Source organism: Salinimonas profundi, from assembly GCF_014750655.1.
Lineage (GTDB): Bacteria > Pseudomonadota > Gammaproteobacteria > Enterobacterales > Alteromonadaceae > Alteromonas > Alteromonas profundi_A.
In genome coordinates, this window is the sequence record NZ_JABBXD010000002.1 from 82801 (window position 1) to 101795 (window position 18995).

20 protein-coding genes and 1 tRNA gene are annotated in these 18995 nt (G+C 48.8%); 10 read left to right on the forward strand and 11 right to left on the reverse strand.

Annotated elements, in window-relative coordinates; translation table 11 throughout:
* Positions 1 to 12: 12 nt before the first annotated feature.
* The 3 genes from trpB to HHX48_RS04810 are packed head-to-tail and all read left to right on the forward strand — an operon-like array spanning position 13 to position 2304.
* Positions 13 to 1200: a tryptophan synthase subunit beta gene (gene trpB / locus HHX48_RS04800; RefSeq protein ID WP_191022759.1), complete on the forward strand. Its 1188-nt coding sequence runs from the start codon at positions 13 to 15 to the stop codon at positions 1198 to 1200.
* Positions 1193 to 2005, forward strand: a complete 813-nt coding sequence (trpA, locus tag HHX48_RS04805; protein ID WP_191022761.1) for a tryptophan synthase subunit alpha — start codon at positions 1193 to 1195, stop codon at positions 2003 to 2005. Before trpB ends, trpA begins: the two co-directional genes overlap by 8 nt.
* Positions 2005 to 2304 (forward strand): YciI family protein, encoded by a 300-nt coding sequence (locus tag HHX48_RS04810; protein ID WP_191022763.1) that lies wholly within the window; start codon positions 2005 to 2007, stop codon positions 2302 to 2304. Before trpA ends, HHX48_RS04810 begins: the two co-directional genes overlap by 1 nt.
* 90 nt (positions 2305 to 2394) lie before the next feature.
* Here the strand turns inward: HHX48_RS04810 and HHX48_RS04815 are convergent, their stop codons facing one another.
* Positions 2395 to 2859, reverse strand: coding sequence for a pyridoxamine 5'-phosphate oxidase family protein (locus HHX48_RS04815; RefSeq protein WP_191022765.1), 465 nt, complete (start codon positions 2857 to 2859; stop codon positions 2395 to 2397).
* Positions 2860 to 3189: 330 nt separating this feature from the next.
* Here HHX48_RS04815 and HHX48_RS04820 point away from each other — a divergent pair, with 330 nt between their 5' ends.
* Genes HHX48_RS04820 through HHX48_RS04830 form a run of 3 tightly spaced genes read left to right on the forward strand, consistent with a single transcriptional unit; the run spans position 3190 to position 5470 of the window.
* The gene (locus HHX48_RS04820; RefSeq protein ID WP_191022767.1) at positions 3190 to 3465 is read left to right on the forward strand and encodes a PepSY domain-containing protein; all 276 of its coding nucleotides are present in this window, start codon (positions 3190 to 3192) and stop codon (positions 3463 to 3465) included.
* A complete protein-coding gene (locus HHX48_RS04825) occupies positions 3465 to 4139 on the forward strand; it encodes a response regulator transcription factor (RefSeq protein ID WP_191022769.1) in 675 nt (224 codons plus the stop codon). Before HHX48_RS04820 ends, HHX48_RS04825 begins: the two co-directional genes overlap by 1 nt.
* A complete protein-coding gene (locus HHX48_RS04830) occupies positions 4136 to 5470 on the forward strand; it encodes an ATP-binding protein (RefSeq protein WP_191022771.1) in 1335 nt (444 codons plus the stop codon). Before HHX48_RS04825 ends, HHX48_RS04830 begins: the two co-directional genes overlap by 4 nt.
* On the opposite strand, the gene HHX48_RS04835 is transcribed toward HHX48_RS04830, so the two are convergent.
* Positions 5467 to 6504 (reverse strand): AI-2E family transporter, encoded by a 1038-nt coding sequence (locus HHX48_RS04835; RefSeq protein ID WP_191022772.1) that lies wholly within the window; start codon positions 6502 to 6504, stop codon positions 5467 to 5469. The genes HHX48_RS04830 and HHX48_RS04835 overlap by 4 nt on opposite strands.
* Positions 6505 to 6586: 82 nt before the next feature.
* On the opposite strand from HHX48_RS04835, the gene folX reads away from it, so the two are divergent.
* Positions 6587 to 6949, forward strand: coding sequence for a dihydroneopterin triphosphate 2'-epimerase (folX, locus tag HHX48_RS04840; protein WP_191022774.1), 363 nt, complete (start codon positions 6587 to 6589; stop codon positions 6947 to 6949).
* Between the two features lie 13 nt (positions 6950 to 6962).
* On the forward strand, positions 6963 to 7859 hold the full coding sequence (locus HHX48_RS04845; RefSeq protein WP_191022776.1) for a TIGR01777 family oxidoreductase: 897 nt from the start codon (positions 6963 to 6965) through the stop codon (positions 7857 to 7859).
* A 64-nt stretch (positions 7860 to 7923) separates the two neighbouring features.
* On the opposite strand, the gene HHX48_RS04850 is transcribed toward HHX48_RS04845, so the two are convergent.
* Together HHX48_RS04850 and HHX48_RS04855 are read right to left on the reverse strand one after the other, a co-directional pair.
* Positions 7924 to 10458 (reverse strand): ABC transporter permease, encoded by a 2535-nt coding sequence (locus HHX48_RS04850; protein ID WP_191022778.1) that lies wholly within the window; start codon positions 10456 to 10458, stop codon positions 7924 to 7926.
* A 1-nt stretch (position 10459) separates the two neighbouring features.
* Positions 10460 to 11155 carry an ABC transporter ATP-binding protein gene (locus HHX48_RS04855; protein WP_191022780.1) on the reverse strand — a complete coding sequence of 232 codons (696 nt, stop codon included), beginning with the start codon at positions 11153 to 11155 and terminating at the stop codon, positions 10460 to 10462.
* A gap of 18 nt (positions 11156 to 11173) precedes the next feature.
* On the opposite strand from HHX48_RS04855, the gene HHX48_RS04860 reads away from it, so the two are divergent.
* Complete coding sequence (locus HHX48_RS04860; protein WP_191022781.1) at positions 11174 to 11836, forward strand: arylesterase; 663 nt, start codon at positions 11174 to 11176, stop codon at positions 11834 to 11836.
* Between the two features lie 56 nt (positions 11837 to 11892).
* On the opposite strand, the gene HHX48_RS04865 is transcribed toward HHX48_RS04860, so the two are convergent.
* The 5 genes from HHX48_RS04865 to HHX48_RS04885 form a co-directional block, all read right to left on the reverse strand.
* A complete protein-coding gene (locus HHX48_RS04865; protein ID WP_191022783.1) occupies positions 11893 to 13173 on the reverse strand; it encodes an amidohydrolase family protein in 1281 nt (426 codons plus the stop codon).
* A complete protein-coding gene (locus HHX48_RS04870) occupies positions 13170 to 14597 on the reverse strand; it encodes an amidohydrolase (RefSeq protein WP_191022785.1) in 1428 nt (475 codons plus the stop codon). The genes HHX48_RS04865 and HHX48_RS04870 overlap by 4 nt, the downstream gene beginning before the upstream one ends.
* Before the next feature lie 152 nt (positions 14598 to 14749).
* Positions 14750 to 15688, reverse strand: a complete 939-nt coding sequence (gene dusC / locus HHX48_RS04875; RefSeq protein WP_191022787.1) for a tRNA dihydrouridine(16) synthase DusC — start codon at positions 15686 to 15688, stop codon at positions 14750 to 14752.
* 81 nt (positions 15689 to 15769) lie between these two features.
* Entirely contained in the window at positions 15770 to 15934 is a 165-nt protein-coding gene (locus HHX48_RS04880) for a hypothetical protein (RefSeq protein WP_191022789.1), read from the reverse strand.
* 75 nt (positions 15935 to 16009) lie between these two features.
* Positions 16010 to 16924: a M14 family metallopeptidase gene (locus HHX48_RS04885; RefSeq protein ID WP_191022791.1), complete on the reverse strand. Its 915-nt coding sequence runs from the start codon at positions 16922 to 16924 to the stop codon at positions 16010 to 16012.
* Between the two features lie 230 nt (positions 16925 to 17154).
* Here HHX48_RS04885 and HHX48_RS04890 point away from each other — a divergent pair, with 230 nt between their 5' ends.
* A complete protein-coding gene (locus tag HHX48_RS04890; RefSeq protein WP_191022793.1) occupies positions 17155 to 18222 on the forward strand; it encodes a transporter substrate-binding domain-containing protein in 1068 nt (355 codons plus the stop codon).
* A 14-nt stretch (positions 18223 to 18236) separates the two neighbouring features.
* On the opposite strand, the gene HHX48_RS04895 is transcribed toward HHX48_RS04890, so the two are convergent.
* Together HHX48_RS04895 and HHX48_RS04900 are read right to left on the reverse strand one after the other, a co-directional pair.
* Positions 18237 to 18533: a hypothetical protein gene (locus HHX48_RS04895; RefSeq protein ID WP_191022795.1), complete on the reverse strand. Its 297-nt coding sequence runs from the start codon at positions 18531 to 18533 to the stop codon at positions 18237 to 18239.
* A 355-nt stretch (positions 18534 to 18888) separates the two neighbouring features.
* Positions 18889 to 18964: transfer RNA gene (locus tag HHX48_RS04900), tRNA-Glu, on the reverse strand.
* Between the last annotated feature and the right edge of the window lie 31 nt (positions 18965 to 18995).

Consider the following 18995-nt stretch of genomic DNA (forward strand, 5'->3'; position numbering starts at 1 on the left):
ACAGGAATTTCCATGAATCAGTTAGATCCAAAATTCGGGGAGTACGGCGGAATGTATGTTCCTGAGCTACTTATCCCCGCCCTTGATCAGCTTGAGCAGGCGTTCATTGATGCACAAAAAGACCCGGAATTCGAAAAAGAATTTCAGGCTCTGCTCAAAGACTATGCCGGCCGCCCCACTGCAATGACACTGACACGTAATCTGGTCAGCAACCCCAAGGTTAAATTGTACCTGAAGCGTGAAGATTTGCTGCACGGCGGCGCCCACAAAACCAATCAGGTATTGGGACAGGCGCTGTTAACCAAACGTATGGGTAAAACGGAAGTCATCGCCGAGACCGGTGCTGGCCAGCATGGAACGGCTACCGCGCTGGCCTGTGCCCTGCTGGGTTTGAAAGCGCGTATTTATATGGGCGCGAAGGACGTTGAGCGTCAGGCCCCGAATGTATTCAGAATGCGTCTGATGGGTGCAGAGGTGATTCCGGTCAATGCAGGCTCAGGGACACTCAAAGATGCTGTTAATGAAGCGATGAGAGACTGGTCCGCTAACTATGATAAAGCGCATTATCTGTTAGGTACGGCTGCTGGTCCTCACCCCTTCCCCACTATCGTTCGCGAGTTTCACCGGATGATTGGTGAGGAAACGCGCGCTCAGATCATGGAAAAAGAGGGACGTCTGCCCGACGCGGTCATCGCCTGTGTTGGTGGCGGCTCCAATGCAATTGGTATGTTCGCCGATTTTATTGAAGAAGAAAGCGTCAGGCTGGTTGGCGTGGAGCCAGCTGGTAAAGGACTCCATACCAAGGAACATGGTGCAACCATCTGTACAGGTTCAAAAGGTATTCTGCATGGTTCAAGCACGTATATTATGCAGGACGAAGAAGGTCAGATTGAAGAGAGTTATTCCGTGTCAGCCGGGTTGGATTATCCGGCAGTAGGGCCGCAGCATGCCCACCTGGCCGATACCGGACGGGCTGAATATGTGTCGGTAACTGATGATGAAGCACTAAATGCCTTTAAACTGCTGGCGCGAAAAGAAGGTATTATTCCGGCGCTGGAAACCGCCCACGCACTGGCTCATGCACTGAATATGGCAGATGACGCCGAGGACGATACCATATTAGTGGTTAACTTATCTGGCCGGGGTGACAAGGACATCGGTGTTGTTACAAAGTTATTGGAGGACGATGTTAATGGATAGATATGCAGCAATGTTCAGCGCCCTTGAGCAAAAAAATCAGGGCGCATTCGTCCCGTTTGTCACACTTGGCGATCCTGATCTTCAAACCAGCGAAAAAATTATCGACACCCTGATTGAAAGTGGCGCGGATGCACTTGAGCTCGGTCTTCCCTATTCCGACCCTATTGCCGATGGCCCTACCATTCAGGCCGCCAGTATCCGTGCCCGGAAAAGCAAAGTGACCACGGCGGATTGCTTTGCGCTGCTTACCCGAATTCGTGAACGTCATCCTGACATTCCGGTAGGGTTGTTGTTATATAGTAATCTGGTCATGGCCAACGGACTGGATAACTTCTATCAACGCGCAGCACAGGCCGGGGTAGACTCTGTGCTTATTGCTGATGTGCCGCTTCGGGAAGCTGCCCGGTTTATTGATGCTGCAAATTCCCAGGGTATCAAACAGATTCTTATTGCGCCGCCCAATGCCAGTGAAGAAACGCTGGAGCAAATTGGCAAACAGTCATCCGGTTATACATACTTACTGGGCAGAGCCGGTGTGACAGGCGCAGAAACTGCCGCGCAGATACCCGCTGCATCACTGGTGGAAAATCTGAGTAAATACCACTGTGCTCCGCCTCTGCTTGGTTTTGGGATCTCTAAACCTGAACAGGTTAAAGCCGCCATTGAGGCTGGTGCGGCCGGCGCTATCAGCGGCTCTGCCACAGTCAACATCATTGCAAAGCATCTGGAAGACACACCAGCAATGCTAAGCGAATTGAGTAAGTTTGTCAGCGGCATGAAAGCTGCCACTCACAAGGAAAGCTGATGCTTTATATGATATGCGCGACAGATACGCCCGACAGTCTTGAAAAGCGATTAGGCGCGCGGCCGGACCACCTGGCAAGGCTTGAAGCGCTTAAAGCTGATGGGCGACTGGTCATGGCCGGTCCGTTTCCGGCTATCGATTCACCTGATCCGGGTCCGGCGGGTTTCACCGGGTCGTTAGTCGTGGCAGAGTTTGCATCTATCGATGAAGCAAAGCAATGGGCGAACAATGATCCCTACGTCAAGGCAGGTGTGTACGCAGATGTTGTGGTGAAACCGTATAAAAAAGTGTTGCCATAAAGGCTTCGTAAAGCTGTAAATGCGGGTTCAATAGACCGAACATAAAAAAGCCGGGTGATTATCATCCGGCTTTTTTTCGGCTCTGATTAATTACAACTTCACTTTATCATGCTCGCCCATCTCTTCAGGCTCTATATCCTTGCCGGTCATCATTTTAAACATGCCTTTAAAGCTCGGATCGGCTTCCCAGATTTCTGCATCATCCAGCTCAAACCGCATCATCTTCAGCGAGGGATCATCTTTACCCTTCTCATACCATGCCTCTACCGGCTTCGACCAGTACTTGTCTATGATCTCGTCACGAGTCTCCTCAACAAGCTTCCCCCGAATACAGGCATACATATCGTGTCCTTTACTAGAGAAGTGGACCATGGCGTTACCGCCTGAAGCGACGCGGTTTGACGTTGTGGTGTAAAACCAAAATTCGCTGTCTGCTTCTTTATCAAGCTGCGCGCGCATCGGCTCTGATGGTTCATTGGTATCTGTCAGGCTCAGCATAACGTTAGGGCTGTCAGCCATTGCTTTCCACATTTTTGTTCGAATATCAGTAGACATACTCTCTCCGGGTTATTCGCGCGGAACAGAAACTTGCGGGGGTCTGAAAACGCTGTTGCCCGCCTCACGCGCGTTTTAATTTTACTATTCAGTCAGCTTTGTAATGCAACGCCCGCACCATGATAAAAAACATTATTTATCATAAATTTACGCTCATTGAATATTGTCAGGACAAGAACGACAGGTAAGGCCTTCGCAGTTTGTGCAAAATTTCTATCCTTTGTGTCTATGGTCAGCACATTCATGCTCAATTCAGATAAGCCCTGTATAGTATTATCAGGCTGGAAACAGTACATTAGTCTTATCTCGGTTATTAGGAAGCACAGTGCTATGAAAGCGTTGATTTTTGTTCTCATTATATGTGGATTGAGCGCCGCTCCTCTGGCACTTGCACAGCAGTCGCCGCCGTCCAAAGAAGTGAGCCTGAGTAAATCTCAGGCGGCTGAAAAAGCACAAAAACAAGTTCGTGGACGTGTGCTTAAAGTCGAACAGGATCGCGACAATTATCGGGTAAAGGTGCTGAAGAAATCCGGCCGGGTAGTGTCTGTGGATGTGGATAAAAAGTCCGGCCAGGTAAAACGTTCAAAAAAAGAAGAGAAGCGCTGATGCGGATTTTAGTTGTTGAAGATGATAGTCGTTTACTGACGCAGCTGGACAAGTTGCTTCAGGATAATGGCTACAGTGTCGATTTAGCAGACGCCGGCGATCATGGATTGTTTCTGGCCACTGAGTATCCTTATGATGCAGCCATTATAGACGTAGGCTTGCCTGTGCTGGATGGTTTTGCACTGATCAGAAAAGCTCGTCAGCAACAGGTAAAGACGCCCATACTCATTTTAACCGCCCGGGACCGCTGGCAGGAAAAGGTGGAGGGCCTTGATGCAGGTGCTGATGACTATCTTACCAAACCATTCCATAACGAAGAGTTACTGGCACGGGTAAAAGCGTTGATACGACGGGCGGCGGGTCAGGCAAATCCGGTAATTGAACGTGGCCCAGTCTCGCTGGATACCGTTTCACAGCAGTTAAAGGTGAACGAAAGGTTGCTGGATCTCACAGCCTATGAATACCGGGTGATGGAATATCTGATGCTCAACCCTCAAAAAACGGTGTCTAAAACCGAGTTAACCGAACATATCTATGATCAGGATTTTGATCTGGACAGCAATGTGATTGAAGTCTTCATCGGGCGGCTTCGTAAAAAGATTGATCCTGAGGGCACCCTGCATCCCATTGAAACCTTACGAGGCCGCGGTTATCGTATTAATCCGCAGTTATGAGACGTCTCTCCCTTAAGATAAGAAGCCTGCTTCTGGCGGTGGTTGCGCTGGTAATATTTTTACCTGTCACGGCCTACGTACTTGAGGATGCGTATTCCACCAGTCTGACACAAGCTAAAGCCGATGAGCTCAAGCTGATGAATCTGTCTCTGATTTCAGAGTTTGAACTTAGCGAGACAGGCATCCAGATGCCGGATCTTCTGTATGACGAACAGCTCAATCTCCCTGACTCAAGTTTCATCGGCATTATTATGCTGAAAGATAAGATTGTCTGGCAATCAGCTTCATCATTAGGCGCACCTGACTACACCCGTTTGCCTGCCCCGGCGGTTGGTCAGTCTGTTTTTGAGCAAAATTACCGTCTGCAGCCTGATAATACAGCTCACTTTCTTTATGCCTATACTGCTGAGTTTGCTCAGGGTGATGATTTTATCCCCGTGCGTTTTTATGTATTAAACGACACGGCAGCATTTTCTGCCAAGCGCGCATTGTTTTTAGAAACCGTATGGAAAGGACTGGCCGGGCTGGGTGGACTGTTATTGTTAATCGTCAGTGCCGGGCACGTATTGATACTGGCACCGGTACGCACGCTGATAGCGGAAATTAAACAAGCCAGCGATGGCAAACAGGAAAGACTTACTGCCCGCTATCCAAAAGAATTCGATGGCCTTAAGAAAAGCATTAACCAGTTAATCGCGACAGAATCGCAACAGCGCTCCCGTTATAAGAACAGTCTGGGCGACCTGGCACATAGCCTTAAAACGCCGCTGGCTGTGGCAATGGGTACCAGCGGACTGCCTCATGAGGCCAACGATGCTTTGGAGCAGGTTGATCTACTAATACAGCGTCAGCTAAAACGGGCGACCGCCGGGACAAAGGGATGGCAGGCGCCGGTACCCGTTAAACCGGTCAGTGAAAAGCTAGCCCGCAGCATGCAAACGATCTACAGAGATAAGTCACTCACCATAGATGAACGTACCAATGACAATGCGGTTTTTTACGGTGACGAAACAGATCTATTTGAAATCCTGGGAAATTTGCTGGATAACGCCTGTAAAGCGGCAGACGAAAAAGTCAGCCTGTCTGTCACAACAATGCACAATGCGACTATTATCATTGTCGAGGATGACGGCCCCGGCATTCCCGCCACGCAGCAGCATGAATTACTGGGTCGCGGCGCCAGGCTTGATACCTATACCGAAGGTCAGGGAATTGGGATGGCCGTGGTCAGTGATCTGGTGGATATATACCAGGGCCAGATTATCATAGAAGACAGCACGTGGGGCGGCGCTCGTATACAGATACGCCTGCCCTACCCCGACGCGCACTAAGCCGGGGCTTTCTTTTCACTGGCACTAGAGAGCAAGATTGCCAGCCAGCGGCTTTCAGAACGCGACTCCAACGCTATTTTCACCACCATGGTCAGCGGCACTGATAACAACATCCCGACTGTACCGAGCAGCCATCCCCAGAAAATCAGGGAAAGAAATACCACCAGCGTGGACAATCCCATTCCCCGTCCCATCAAACGCGGCTCGATGAGATTACCCATAATTGTATTTACCAGTACAAAGCCCAGCGCCGCTAAGCCCGCCGAGGCAAAACCATACTGTACAAAGGCAATCAGTACCGCTGGCAATGCAGCGATAATTGATCCGATATTGGGAATAAAATTGAGCATAAATGCCAATACCGCCCACAGCAAAAAGTGGTCTACCTGCATGACGTATAACCAGATACCGATAATCAGTCCGGTTGCCAGGCTTACCACAGTTTTAATCGCCAGGTAGCTGTTCACTGAGCGTATAAAACGGTCGATGTACTGCATTTTCATATCCGGATCAGCCAGTGCGGTATGTAACCTTACCGGAATACTACTGGCTTCAAACAACATAAAAATTACCGTCAGCAGAATAAGAAACAGGTTAGATAGCACGCCTCCCATGCCGCTGATGAAGTTTGTAGCAAGCGACATGGCCAACCCCGGATCGAGCTGGGAAGTGATTAATTCACGGTCGACATGAATATTCATGGCCGCCAGCTTATCGATGACCCAGTTAAATTCGTTGTCCAACTGACTTCGGTACTGGGGAAGGTTCTGCCTGAAATCTGCCAGTGACTGGCCCACCAGCCCCGCCAGCAGAAAACCAATCACGACAATCATCACAATCACCAGTGATATGGATAACCATTTGGGGACGTGATGCCGTGATGCCCAGTTAATCAGGGGGCTACAGGCAATAGCAATAAACCCGGAAAGGAAGAATGGCACCATGATCGCGGATGCTGCTTTTATCCCTGCCAGAACAACCACAAGACAAGCTAATACTATCAACGCTTTAGCGGTGGGCGATTTAAGTTCCATAATAAACGATATTTCCGTTTTTTAAGTACAAATTTGATACTGTCGGTATTCTATACATCAAAACATAAATACGAGCAATTTCATGAATTTGAATCAGGCTACAATCAAAATTAAAAATCTACGCCTTCGCACTTACATCGGTATTAATGATGATGAAATCAAGAACAAACAGGATGTTGTTGTTAATGTAAAAATTCATTATGACGCTGGTCGGGCGACCGACAGCGACAGTGTGGAGGATGCACTTAACTACAAAACAGTGACAAAGTCCATTATTGCACTGGTGCAGAATAACCGATTTTCGTTACTTGAAAAATTAACCGCAGAAGTGCTTAACGTTGCAGCTGAGCATCATTGGGTCACTTTTGCCGAGGTAGAGGTCGATAAACCGCATGCACTGCGGTTCTCAGATTCTGTCTCTTTAACACTCTCCTGCCACAAATAATAAAGGAGCCGATGTGCGAATATTGATAACTGGCGGTACTGGTTTAATTGGCAGGCATCTTATCGATCGCCTGCACTTAACGCATGAAATAACCGTGCTGACCCGCGATAAGTCACGCGCGGCATCGGCCTTACCTGAGAACGTCTCGCTGATAGGGTCGCTGACAGAGATTGCTGATTTCAGTACTCTGGATGCCGTCATCAATCTGGCTGGCGAGCCGATTGCCGATAAGCGCTGGAATGCGATGCAAAAGCGACGTATCTGCGATAGCCGATGGGAAATTACCCGCGAACTGGTCGCCAGAATCAAAACGGCATCGCAGCCGCCTCACACGTTTTTGTCCGGTTCGGCAATTGGCTACTATGGCCGACAGGGTGATACGCCGGTTACCGAAAAAAATCACACCGTACACAGAGAGTTCACCCACGAGCTTTGTCAGAAGTGGGAAAATATCGCGCTAGAGGTCAGCGACGTCAGTCGCGTGTGCCTACTCAGAACCGGAATTGTATTGGCAAAGGGGGAAGGCGCACTGGATAAAATGACGCTCCCATTTAAGCTGGGTTTAGGGGGTAAAATGGGCGATGGCAAGCAATATATGTCATGGATCCATATCGATGATATGGTCAAAGCTATTATATTCCTGCTGAATGAAAACGACTGTGAGGGCGCCTTTAATATGACCGCGCCACACCCGGTGACCAATAAAACCTTTACCAGTACCCTTGCCGATGTGCTTCACCGGCCCTCTATATTTACTGTTCCCTCATTCGCGCTGAAAGCGGCAATGGGCGAAGCTGCCGAGATGCTGCTGACAGGTCAGAAAGTACTGCCTGAAAAACTACAACAGGCAGGATTCACATTTACCCATCCGGATTTAGAAGGCGCTTTGAAAGACATATTCAACAGCTGAAATTCTCCGGTGCTGCAATGAGTCCAAAGAACAGCGTAGATAAAAGGGGGGCATCCCCTCTTATCTACATAATTTTACGAAGTAAGTCGCTGGTGTTAAGCGTTAGTAAGCGCCAGCATCCCACTGCTCCTAATAACCCTACCACAACTGCACCGGTGATCGGCGCTATCAGCCAGTAAGAAAAATGGAACGACGGGGTCATGTTAAACAGCTGTGTTTGTAACAGGTATAAGCTGAACTCATTGGCCAGTGCAGCCATGAAACCTGCTACCACACCGATAATCACAAACTCATAAATCACACTTGAGCGAATTAATCGCCCCTTCGCGCCCAGCGTTCTAAGAATAGCCAGTTCCTGTTGCCGTTCATCCATACTTGCTTGCACCTGTGCAATAAGCACCAGCGAACCGGCTACCAGCACCAGAATTAAAATAAACTCTACTGCCAGAGACACCTGTTCAACAATTCCGCGAAGCTGATTGATGCGCGCATCCACATCGAATAACGTCACCGATGCAAATGGCTGCAATAAGCTGGTGAGTTCTGGTTTTCTCTCTGTCGGCAGATAGAAGCTGGTAATGTAAGTGGGCGTAAATGACGTCATCGCCTCAGGCGATAAAACAAAAAAGAAATTGGGTTGCATGGTCTGCCAGTTCACCTGACGAAGACTGGTTACTTTCGCCTTCACTATCTGCGAACCGATATCAAAAGTCAGGGTATCGCCCATTGCTATCTCAAGCCGAACAGCAACTTCGCTTTCTACCGAGACTTCATACATATCATTTGTCTGAGACGGCGTCTGCGCATTGCCGTGCCAGGAACCGGCAACAATACTGTTTTCTTTTTGAAGCTGATTTGACCAGGTGAGGTTTGCCTCACGGCCCAGCCCATCCTGGGTGTCTTCCTGATCTTCGGGCTCAACATCTTCTTTGGTGACTTCCGTGTTGACCCTGCGATCGTTAACAGCAATAAAACGTCCGCGCACTACCGGATAAAAGCGATCGATGGTGACATCATTCTCAGCAAAGTGTGACTCAAGCTGAGGGCGCTCATCCTCAGTGATGTTGATCATAAAGTAGTTTGGCGTTCCTTCAGGCAACTGCGCCTGCCACTGCTTAATCATATCATTACGCATTACCAGCACGACCAGCAGCAGCATAATCGTAATAGAGAAACTGATTAGCTGAACGCTGTTATCCATGGCCCGCCTGCGAATACGCGCCCAGGCAAGTTGCCATGCCCCCATTTTACTGCTTCCGAGCCACCGCCCCAGCCTGATAAGACCGAAGGTGACACAAATCAGCGCAGCTACCAATACGATGCCGGAAACAAACAAAATAGCGCTAATCTTCAGGTTCTGGCTGTAAGCCCACATCAGCAAAAAAACAGCGGAGCCTGAAATAGCAAACTGGAATGTTCTGGAGCTCAGGCTGGAGTCCATATCCCTGCGCAAAACCCGCAGCGGCGGAACAGAAAAGAGTCGTAGCAGCGGATACATTGAAAACAGCACGGCGCAGATAACGCCAGTGAAAACGGCGATAAGCACGGGCCGCCAGTGCCACACTGCCAGACTTACTTCTACTTTATCCGCTAATGCGCTGACAACCATCTGCTGAATAAGCACCCCGGCAGCAATACCGATTGCGATGCCCAGAACCGCAATAAACATCACTTGGAGCACATATACCTTTCGTATCATTGATTTGCTGGCACCCAGCGTTTTCATGATGGCGACTGGGTCGTAGTGACGCTGGCTGTAGCGCTGAGCGGCCACCGCAATAGAGACAGCTGCCAGTACGATGGCCAGTAAACTGGCGAGCAGAAAATACTGGCCTGCACGTGCAACGGAGCGCCCAATGGGAGATTCATCATCCTGGACCGATTGCCAGCGATGAATCTCTTCATCCAGTTGTGGTCGCAACCAATCATAGTAGGTTTCAAGTTGCGCCTCATCACCGGAAAAGTACGCTTTGTAGGAAACCCGGCTGCCTGGCCCGGTAATATTTGCTTTTTCCAGATCCGCTATGCGAATCAGCACAATCGGGTCGGTACTGAACAGGCTAAAACCGGCATCGGGTATCTCAGATAAGACTCTGGTGACTTCAAATGAAGCCTGACCAATTTCAATACTGTCGCCCACTGACACCGCTAAAAGCTGGAAAAGACGCGAATCTATCCATGCCTCGCCGGGATTTGGCACCTGACTAACTTTTTCTTCGGTGCCAAAGGGTTTATCGGCAACAGTGATTTCACCTTTTAGCGGATAGGCACTGTTCACGGCCCGAAGATCGGTTAATGACATTTCCTGTGGTCCGAACACCATTGAACGGGTCTGAACCTGTTGCGCGGTCTGTAGCGACTGTGACCGAGCGGCGCTGAGCCACTCGGGCTTCAGGGGTTGTCGGGCCTCAAGCTGACGGTCTGCAGCCAGAAAACTGGCCGAACGTTCAGTAAGGGCGCCTTGTAAACGCTCGCTAAAAAGTGACAGTGATAATACGGCGGCCACTGAAAGAATAATTGCCGCCAGGATTATGGTCAGCTCGCCTCTGCGAGCTTCATGTTTAAACAGGCGCCACGCCAGGCTGAAAACTCGGTTCATATTATGCGATACCCTGTTTCAAGGTGTCATCCGAGCTGGTTTCGCTGAGCGCGCCGGCCTGCATGGTGAGTTGTCGCTGACAATGCCGGGCCAGCGCTTCATCATGGGTAACCAGTATCAGTGTCGTGCCTAAGTCACGGTTTAGCTCAAATAACAGCTTTTCAATTTTCTCACTGTTAGCGGCATCCAGATTTCCGGTAGGCTCATCGGCAAACAAAATTTTGGGCTTGCCAATAAACGCCCTGGCAATAGCTACGCGTTGCTGCTCGCCACCGGACAACTGATTTGGATAGTGGTTAGCGCGGTGGCCCAGCCCAACCTGTTCAAGGATTTCTTTTGCCTGTTCCCGAGCATCATCAAAACCCGCGATTTCGGCAGGCAACATCACGTTTTCAATCGCAGTAAGGCTTTGTACTAACATAAAGCTTTGAAAGATGAAGCCTACTTTAGCGCCTCTTAACTGCGCCCGCTGTTCTTCGTCCATCTCGTGCAGGGGTTCATCATCTAAAAAGATTTGCCCGCCTGAAACCTGATCCAACCCTGCCAGCAAGCCTAAAAGTGTTGATTTACCGGAGCCCGACGCGCCGACAATAGCAACGGTCTGACCAGACTTGACTTCAAAGGAGATGGGTTTAAGAATCTCCAGTTCACCTTCGTTCGTACTAACTATTTTGGTTAACTGGCTGGTTTTAATCATAAAGGAGTCACCGCGGTCGTGTTTATTATTCATCGTCGATTTTCGATAAGACAAGCCTTGCTTGTTCTATTTTTACCTCTGTTACTGCTGGCAGATCAATCCTTTGCACAAACACAGCAATCAGAAAAGGCCAAGACATCGTTACTGATTCTGGGCGATAGCCTAAGCGCGGCTTACGGCCTTCAGACGCACAATGGTTGGGTCAGTCTGTTACAAAAGCGCTGGGCAGACGAGGCGCTTCAGATTGAGATAATAAATGCTGCGATAAGCGGCGATACCACTGATGGCGGATTATCTCGTTTACCCGGATTACTGGAGCAGCATTCTCCCACGCATGTATTAATCGAGCTGGGCGGAAATGATGGTCTGCAAGGCCACTCTATCACCAAAATGAAGAAAAACCTCAACAATATGATTGATTTGGCACAAGCATCAGGCGCCACTGTTTTTTTGCAGGATATGGAGATACCGCCGAACTACGGAAAACGCTACACCAGTATGTTTGCTGATGCATTTGACGATGTCGCGCAGAATCAGGAGGTGCCACTTATACCATTCTTTCTGGAGTCTGTAGCACTGGATAGATCACTTATGCAACGCGATGGCATCCACCCGAACAAACAAGCGCAGCCACTGATTGCCGAATTCATGGACACAAAATTACGTCCGTTAGTTGAGTAATACATATTTAAAGCCAAAAAAGCCGGCGGTATGCCGGCTTTTTTATCGTTAAAATGTTAAGGCTGTATGTATTGAGATGTCTTGCCATCCTGCCCGTAAAAATTCTGATATCTGTCGCGAAGCTCAGTCTGGCGACTATCCATATCGATAGGCTCACCCTTTATAAAGACCTGCTCAGCATATTCGGTAACTTCCAGAGGATCGCCACTCCATATAACCACGTCAGCCTGTTTACCAGCTGCCAGCGATCCTACCCGATCAGACACTCCCAGAATACTGGCCGGATTGCTTGTAAGGCTGGCAATGCCCTGCTCATGGGTAAGGCCGTTAGCAACCGCATTACCAGCATGTTGTGTCGCCAGGCGAATATTATGGGTCTCCATGCCCACAGCCACCTTAACGCCGGCTTTTGCCAGACGGGCGGCATTTTCAATGCTTGCACCAATGGCCTCAAAGCTATCTGGCAGGTTCATTTCCGGGTTCATGATGACCGGGATATCAGCCTCGGCCAGTTCATCGGCAACCCGCCAGGCCTCTGCTGCGTCCATCAAAATAATATTCACTTCCGGATGCCGCTTTTTAAACGCCAGTATCTGAAGGATATCTGATTTACGCTCTGCTTCCATGACCAGCGGCATATCCCCGCTTAAAATACGCTGGAGCGCTTCGATATCAGCCCGAGTGTTCAATCCTTCCCACACTGTATCGAGGCCCGGTGCTTCGGAAAGTCCGCTGGCTTCATCAAACAGTTTTTCCAGTGTCACCCATAATGCAGCGCGCGAACCGCCGGAGTGTTCGGCACCATTTCCACCGACATCCAACACCGTAAAGGCGCGTGGTTTAATGATTTCAGCACCTTTACCCAGGGAAATCACACTGCCCTGCCCCTGAAACAAATAGTCTGTATAGGAGATCGTAGTGGCCGCAGACGTCACGCCTTCAATGCGTGATACATCAATGACTGTTGAGTCGGGGTTAATGGCATAGCTTACATCAAACGCTGCCCCGCTATGCGAAACACTGGCATCACCCACTGAGGCATCAACCACACCCGCCCAGGATTCAACCTCGACCAACCCCAGCGATGTCATGGCTCCCACCAATCCGGGTGTCACGACTTTTCCACTAGCATCATACTTGCGGTAGCCATCAGGCACATTTACATCGTTACCAATGCTTTCGATGTTGCCATCGCGAATAAGCAACGTGCCATTTTCAATAACACCCTGTTCGGTCTGGGTGTAAATTTTTGCGCCTGTAATCGCAATGTTCTGAGCCAACGCGCTTTGAGCAAAGCCTGCACTGGCAAGTGCTGCTGCAATGATTAGTTTTCTCACTGGTTTTCTCCCTGAGCTGCCTGACCCACTTCAAAGTCACTTTGTGGTTGCATGCGCGGATCATTCAAATCAAAAACCTGCCCGCCGTCGATATATACCTTTTCTGCTTTTGTGTAAGTGGAGAACGGGTTGCCGGTCCACAGCACGAGGTCCGCATTTTTGCCCGCCTCGAGCGATCCGGTTTTATCAAAGATACCCAGTGATTTTGCCGGATTAGCTGTTAGCCAGACCCATGCATCCGCCATTGAAATATCAATGCCAGCACGCTTACCATCAGACCATGCTTTGGCCGCTTCCTGGTTCAGACGCTGAATGCCGATATCGCTGTCTGAATGGACAATTGCACAGGCTCCCGCTTTTTCGACCATCGGTATATTTTCACGGATACCGTCATAGGCTTCCATCTTAAAGCCCCACCAGTCAGCCCACATCGATGCACAGACGTTATTTTGCTCAAGCTTATCAGCAATTTTGTAAGCCTCGACTGCGTGATGGAATGAGCTGATTTGATAATCAAACTCCTTCATCATATCCATCATGGTGACCATCTCGTCAGCTCGGTAACAATGCATATGCACCAGAATGTCGCCATTCAACACACCGGCCATGGTCTCCAGGTCAAGATCACGCTTGGGCGGCGTAGCCTCTTTACCTGCGTCTACGTCGGCTTCATATTTTTCCCATTTACGCATGTAATCCTGCGCATCAGACCAAGCCTGACGGTAGCCTCTTACATTACCCATGCGAGTCATCGGGCCGCCTTTTTTACCATAAACACGCTTAGGGTTCTCACCGCAAGCCATCTTCATTCCATAAGGGGCTTCAGGGAATTTCATATCCTGCATGGTGCGGCTAGGCACATTTTTCAGCACGACCGAGCGACCGCCAAACAAGTTGGCAGAGCCAGGTAGGATTTGAAGTGTTGTGACCCCGCCGGCCAACGCACGTGCGAAGCCTGCATCCTGTGGCCAAACAGAGTGCTCGGCCCACACACCGGGTGTGACCGGTTTGGTCATTTCATTACCATCAGATAATGACCCGATGGCCGGTGATGGATACACCCCAAGGTGACTGTGATTATCTATGATACCGGGCGTTACCCATTTGCCTTCACCATCAATGACGCGAGCATCATCGGGAAAATCGATGTTTTCCCCCACTGCCTGAATTTTGCCATCAGCAAAATACACCATGCCGTTATCGATTTTATTACCCACACCGTCGATTACCGTAACATTGGTAATTACAGTGGGCTGTCCTTCAATGGGGGTATAGGTGCTTGGGTAGGGATTTGTATCTATGTTGACTTTTTGGGCCGCCTGTTCGCTGTCGTTCCCCGAATTCTGGGTTGACTGACAGCCGCTTAACAGCGCAGGAACCAAAAACGCCAGCGCAGCAGTTACGCAAGTGCGAGTATGAGCCATGGTGTTTCCATCTTGTTGTAGTAACAGGCATTATTTGCCTGTCGGTTTTGTTATAAGTCGTTTAGGAAGTGATCAATAAATCACACCTTTATACTACGCTTACGCTACTTCAGGTTCGATGGAAAACCAAATTTTTGAGACTAAATGCCAGACTATTGCGAAGACTGACGACGCAGCACTGCCACAATATCATCAGCATTCTGTAATCGACGGATATCGTTAAATAACTGCTCGGCCTGCGGGAATTGGCGTTTAAGATAACCACACCATTGTTTGATTCGATTAGGGTAGTAACGCCCCTTATCCCCATAAATTTCATAACCGGAATACTGGATTAACAAACCGGTCAAAGCCTCCCAGGACATCGGCGACGCCGTTTGTTTAATACAATTAGCAAGATTTGGCAGTGCCAGGGCACCACGCCCTATCATGATATTTTCACATGCAGACTGTTGCTGACATTGGTAGGCATCTTCCGCACTCCAGATTTCACCATTGGCGATCACAGGAAGCGTCGTCTTACTTTTTATCTTTGCGATCCAGTCCCAGTACGCCGGTGGTTTATAGCCTTCCGTTTTGGTTCGCGCGTGGACAGTAAGCTCACTTGCCCCAGCCGCTTCTATGGCCTGGGCATTGTCTATCGCCTTTGATTTATCATCAAAGCCAAGACGAATTTTTGCTGTTACCGGAAACGATGACGGAACGGCCTCCCGCACGGCTTTAACAATGTCATAAAGCGCCTGGGTTTCCTTTAGCAACACTGCTCCGCCCCGGCTTTTATTAACGGTTTTGGCCGGACAGCCAAAATTTAAATCAACACCGGGTGACCCCAGCTCTATAGCAGTCAGTGCATTTTCAGCCAGCCATTGAGGGTGCTGACCCAGTAACTGGACTCTGACAGGCACGCCCGACGCCGTCTTGCCGCCATTCTCAAGCTCCGGACATAACCGCAGGAACGTTTTAGCAGGCAGCTTTTGATCGACGACACGGACGAACTCAGTGACACACAGATCGAAACCACCAACTTGCGTCAGCATTTCCCGCATCAGATGATCAACCACGCCCTCCATCGGAGCAAGTACTACTTTCATATCTGTCATTATCACAATATTAGTGGGGCGCGCAGTTTATCAAACGCCCGGACTGACTCAAAGTCGCAATATTGCTAAATGTTAACGATGGCCATGTTCACGTCCATCGCCACAGACATGCCATAAGCACACATAGATACCAAATCGTTGAACCAGAAAGTGCTCAAAGTCATCACGGCTGGGGGCCGCTTTTGAGATAAGTTGCTGCTTGTTATCAGCAAAGATAAGTGCGGTAAATTGAAACACGAAAAAAGGCCTCTTGATCAAGAAGCCTTCAATATACATTTAGACGTCTATACATTCAAACGTCTATACGTAAATTTACAGATTTGCAGCCATCAGATAGTCCAACGCGCCGGTAATAGCGGCGACCTGCGCCTGATTACACTGCTCCGGCGTTGCCTGCTGGGAGTCAGGATAAACCTCTGTGGTTGTTACAAATGTGGCATCTGTCATACCACCACACAAATGCAGCTTTTTCTTGTCATAGCAAATGACACCCTCAGATTGAACCGGTTCTCCAATTAAGCGTCCCTCATCGTCACTGGGTGCGATGTGCGTCACCTTGCGGACCGACTCTATCACTGCTTTTTGAAAATCCATTTGCGGCGCCTGAGTATTGGCAACCGTGTAAAAGCCGTCGGGGATATTCCAGTTAGTATTGGTAATGCCATCGCGCGCTGCCAGAGCCGGACGAAACTCGCTGTTATCCGTGTCGGTTGTTTCATGCAGATCAATATGCATCAGAAAGGACACATCCAGAGAGTCCAGAAACTGCATAACAAGGGCTGATTCGGGCGCCGGACTGTCTTTATAAAATGAACGATTTGGATCCATCGCCATGGGGTTCCAGCGATTAATGGTCTCATATCCCCAGGGGCTAATGCAGGGAACAATGACGAAATTAAATCGCGAGGTATACCGCATTACATCGTTATTGATAAACCGTAATGCGCCCTGGACACCACTGGTCTCATATCCATGTACACCACCCGTGACAAGAATGGTAGGTTTAGTCTGAGACATCGGCTCGCTGACCAGCGCGTAGAGGGGATATTTTTCTTCATCATAAGGGAGGGCACCGTACTGGACGATGGAAAAGCCATCCAAACTGTCAGGTATTTTCTCTAATACCTCTTCGCGATAACTGCGCTGAATTGACTGTTTTTCTTTCCACTGCGCTTTTTCTTCATCTGACCAGGGCTGGCCTGGTGTCCCGATGGGATATTCCTGCATAGATTGATTTCCGCCTTATTTTAAAAATGACAATGTTAACACAGACGACCCGAATGCTGCGTCTGCTGTGTGCAGATGCTTACGGCTCATCATTATGTTAGGTTGAAATACCACAGAATTTGTTTATTAAGTTTTGGCAACATGCCATTACGCAAGCGATCTATATCGCTACCGAACAAGAAAAGATATCTATTGGAAAGCACAGACCGCATAAAAAGGAAAAAACATCGATGCGTAAAATTTTACTTTGCCTGATGGTACTCATTGGAACCAGTACTGTATCTGGTTCACTCTTTGCCCAACAAGGCAAAATGATTGTTGCAACCAAAGAAGCCCCGCCGTTCGTTATGAAGAATGAGGACGGTGAATTTGAGGGTATCAGTATTGCGTTGTTCGAAAAAATTGCTGAAGCACGCAATTTGCAGTTTCAATACGCTGAAACTGAGCTGTCGGATATGATTTCAGGTCTTGAATCGGGTAAATACGATGCTTCTATTGCTGCGCTGACGGTTAACGCGGACAGAGAATCCCGGATAGACTTTACCCACCCGTATTACACCACTGGCTTAGCCATAGCGGTACCTAAAGATGAAAGCCGATTAATGGCAGCAGTTTCAGGCTTCTTTTCATGGAAGTTTTTTGTCGCACTGGGTGGGTTGTGTCTCTTGCTTCTCGGGGTAGGTCTGGTCGTCTGGCTTGCAGAGCGAAAGGGTAACAAAGAACAATTCGGAGGCGGAACGGCCAAAGGGATTGGCGCGGGCTTCTGGTGGGCTGCCGTTACCATGACTACCGTCGGTTACGGAGATAAGTCACCCGTTACGCTTGGCGGTCGCATCGTGGGCTTTATCTGGATGTTTGCTGCAATCATTATCATCAGTAGTTTTACCGCTGCTATTGCGACCAGTCTTACCGTGAGTCAGTTACAGACCAAGGTTCAGGGCGTGGATGATCTGCCGGGTGTAAAGGTTCTGACACTGACAAATTCAGCAAGCGCTTCTTTTCTGGACAACCGTAATATTGACTACAAGACGGTTGAGACGGTGAACGATGGATTAGCGGCACTGCAAAAGGGAAATGCCGACGCGTTGGTATATGACAAACCCATCTTATCTTATCGCATCAACCAAAGCTTCAGTGAAGATGTTACCGTGCTGCCTGATGTTATTGACAGACAGGACTACTCTATTGGATTGCCTGAAGGGAGTCAGCAACGGGAAAAATTCAATACCTCGTTATTACGAATCATCAATACACGGGAGTGGCAGGAAACGGTAGACGAATATTTGGGCGAGCCTTAAGTCGCCCAGTTTTGTTATTCAGCGCTGATCGTATCGTGTGCTATCAGCGCTGATGACCAGGTGAAACAATTTTTGGTAAGCCGGTAACTCAACTGACGCGTTGATGTTGTTCGCTGAATATCGATGATTCCCGCAGAAAAAACTGTACACTGGATCAATGATTCATCACTCAATCGTGCGGTGACTGATGTATTTTTCTCAAACTTAAGCACTTCCTTTACATCCAGTCTTTGCTGATAACAAAAAACAGATAATCCATCCATTAAACCACTTCCCGTGGCTTGGTCTGACACATGTAAATTTAAGTTCATCGAACATGCCCAATAATGCTTTCATGCAGCAGTGTAATCGCTTTCATTCCAAAAACTATTGAACTTTAGTGCTAAGTAATTTTACGCAGCGGTGGATGAGGCAAACAATTAGATATAGAAAGTCAGCCTCCAGGAATGCTGTTTTTTTAATATAACGTCTACTGAAGGATATCAGGTGCTTCCTACCCTTCACTCTCGGGCTGTGCACAAGTACGTTCTGTCGCGTTCCCTACGCGACAGTCGACCCCTTCTGATTTGTATTTCACAAAGTACGTTGAGATAAACGGATGATAAAAGGGTTCTCATCCGCCACAGATGCAAAAAAAAAACCAGCCCGAAGGCTGGTTTTTGTTTATGGCGTCCCCTAGGGGATTCGAACCCCTGTTACCGCCGTGAAAGGGCGGTGTCCTAGGCCTCTAGACGAAGGGGACTGAAAATCTTCTTTCGAAAGCAACGCTTTCG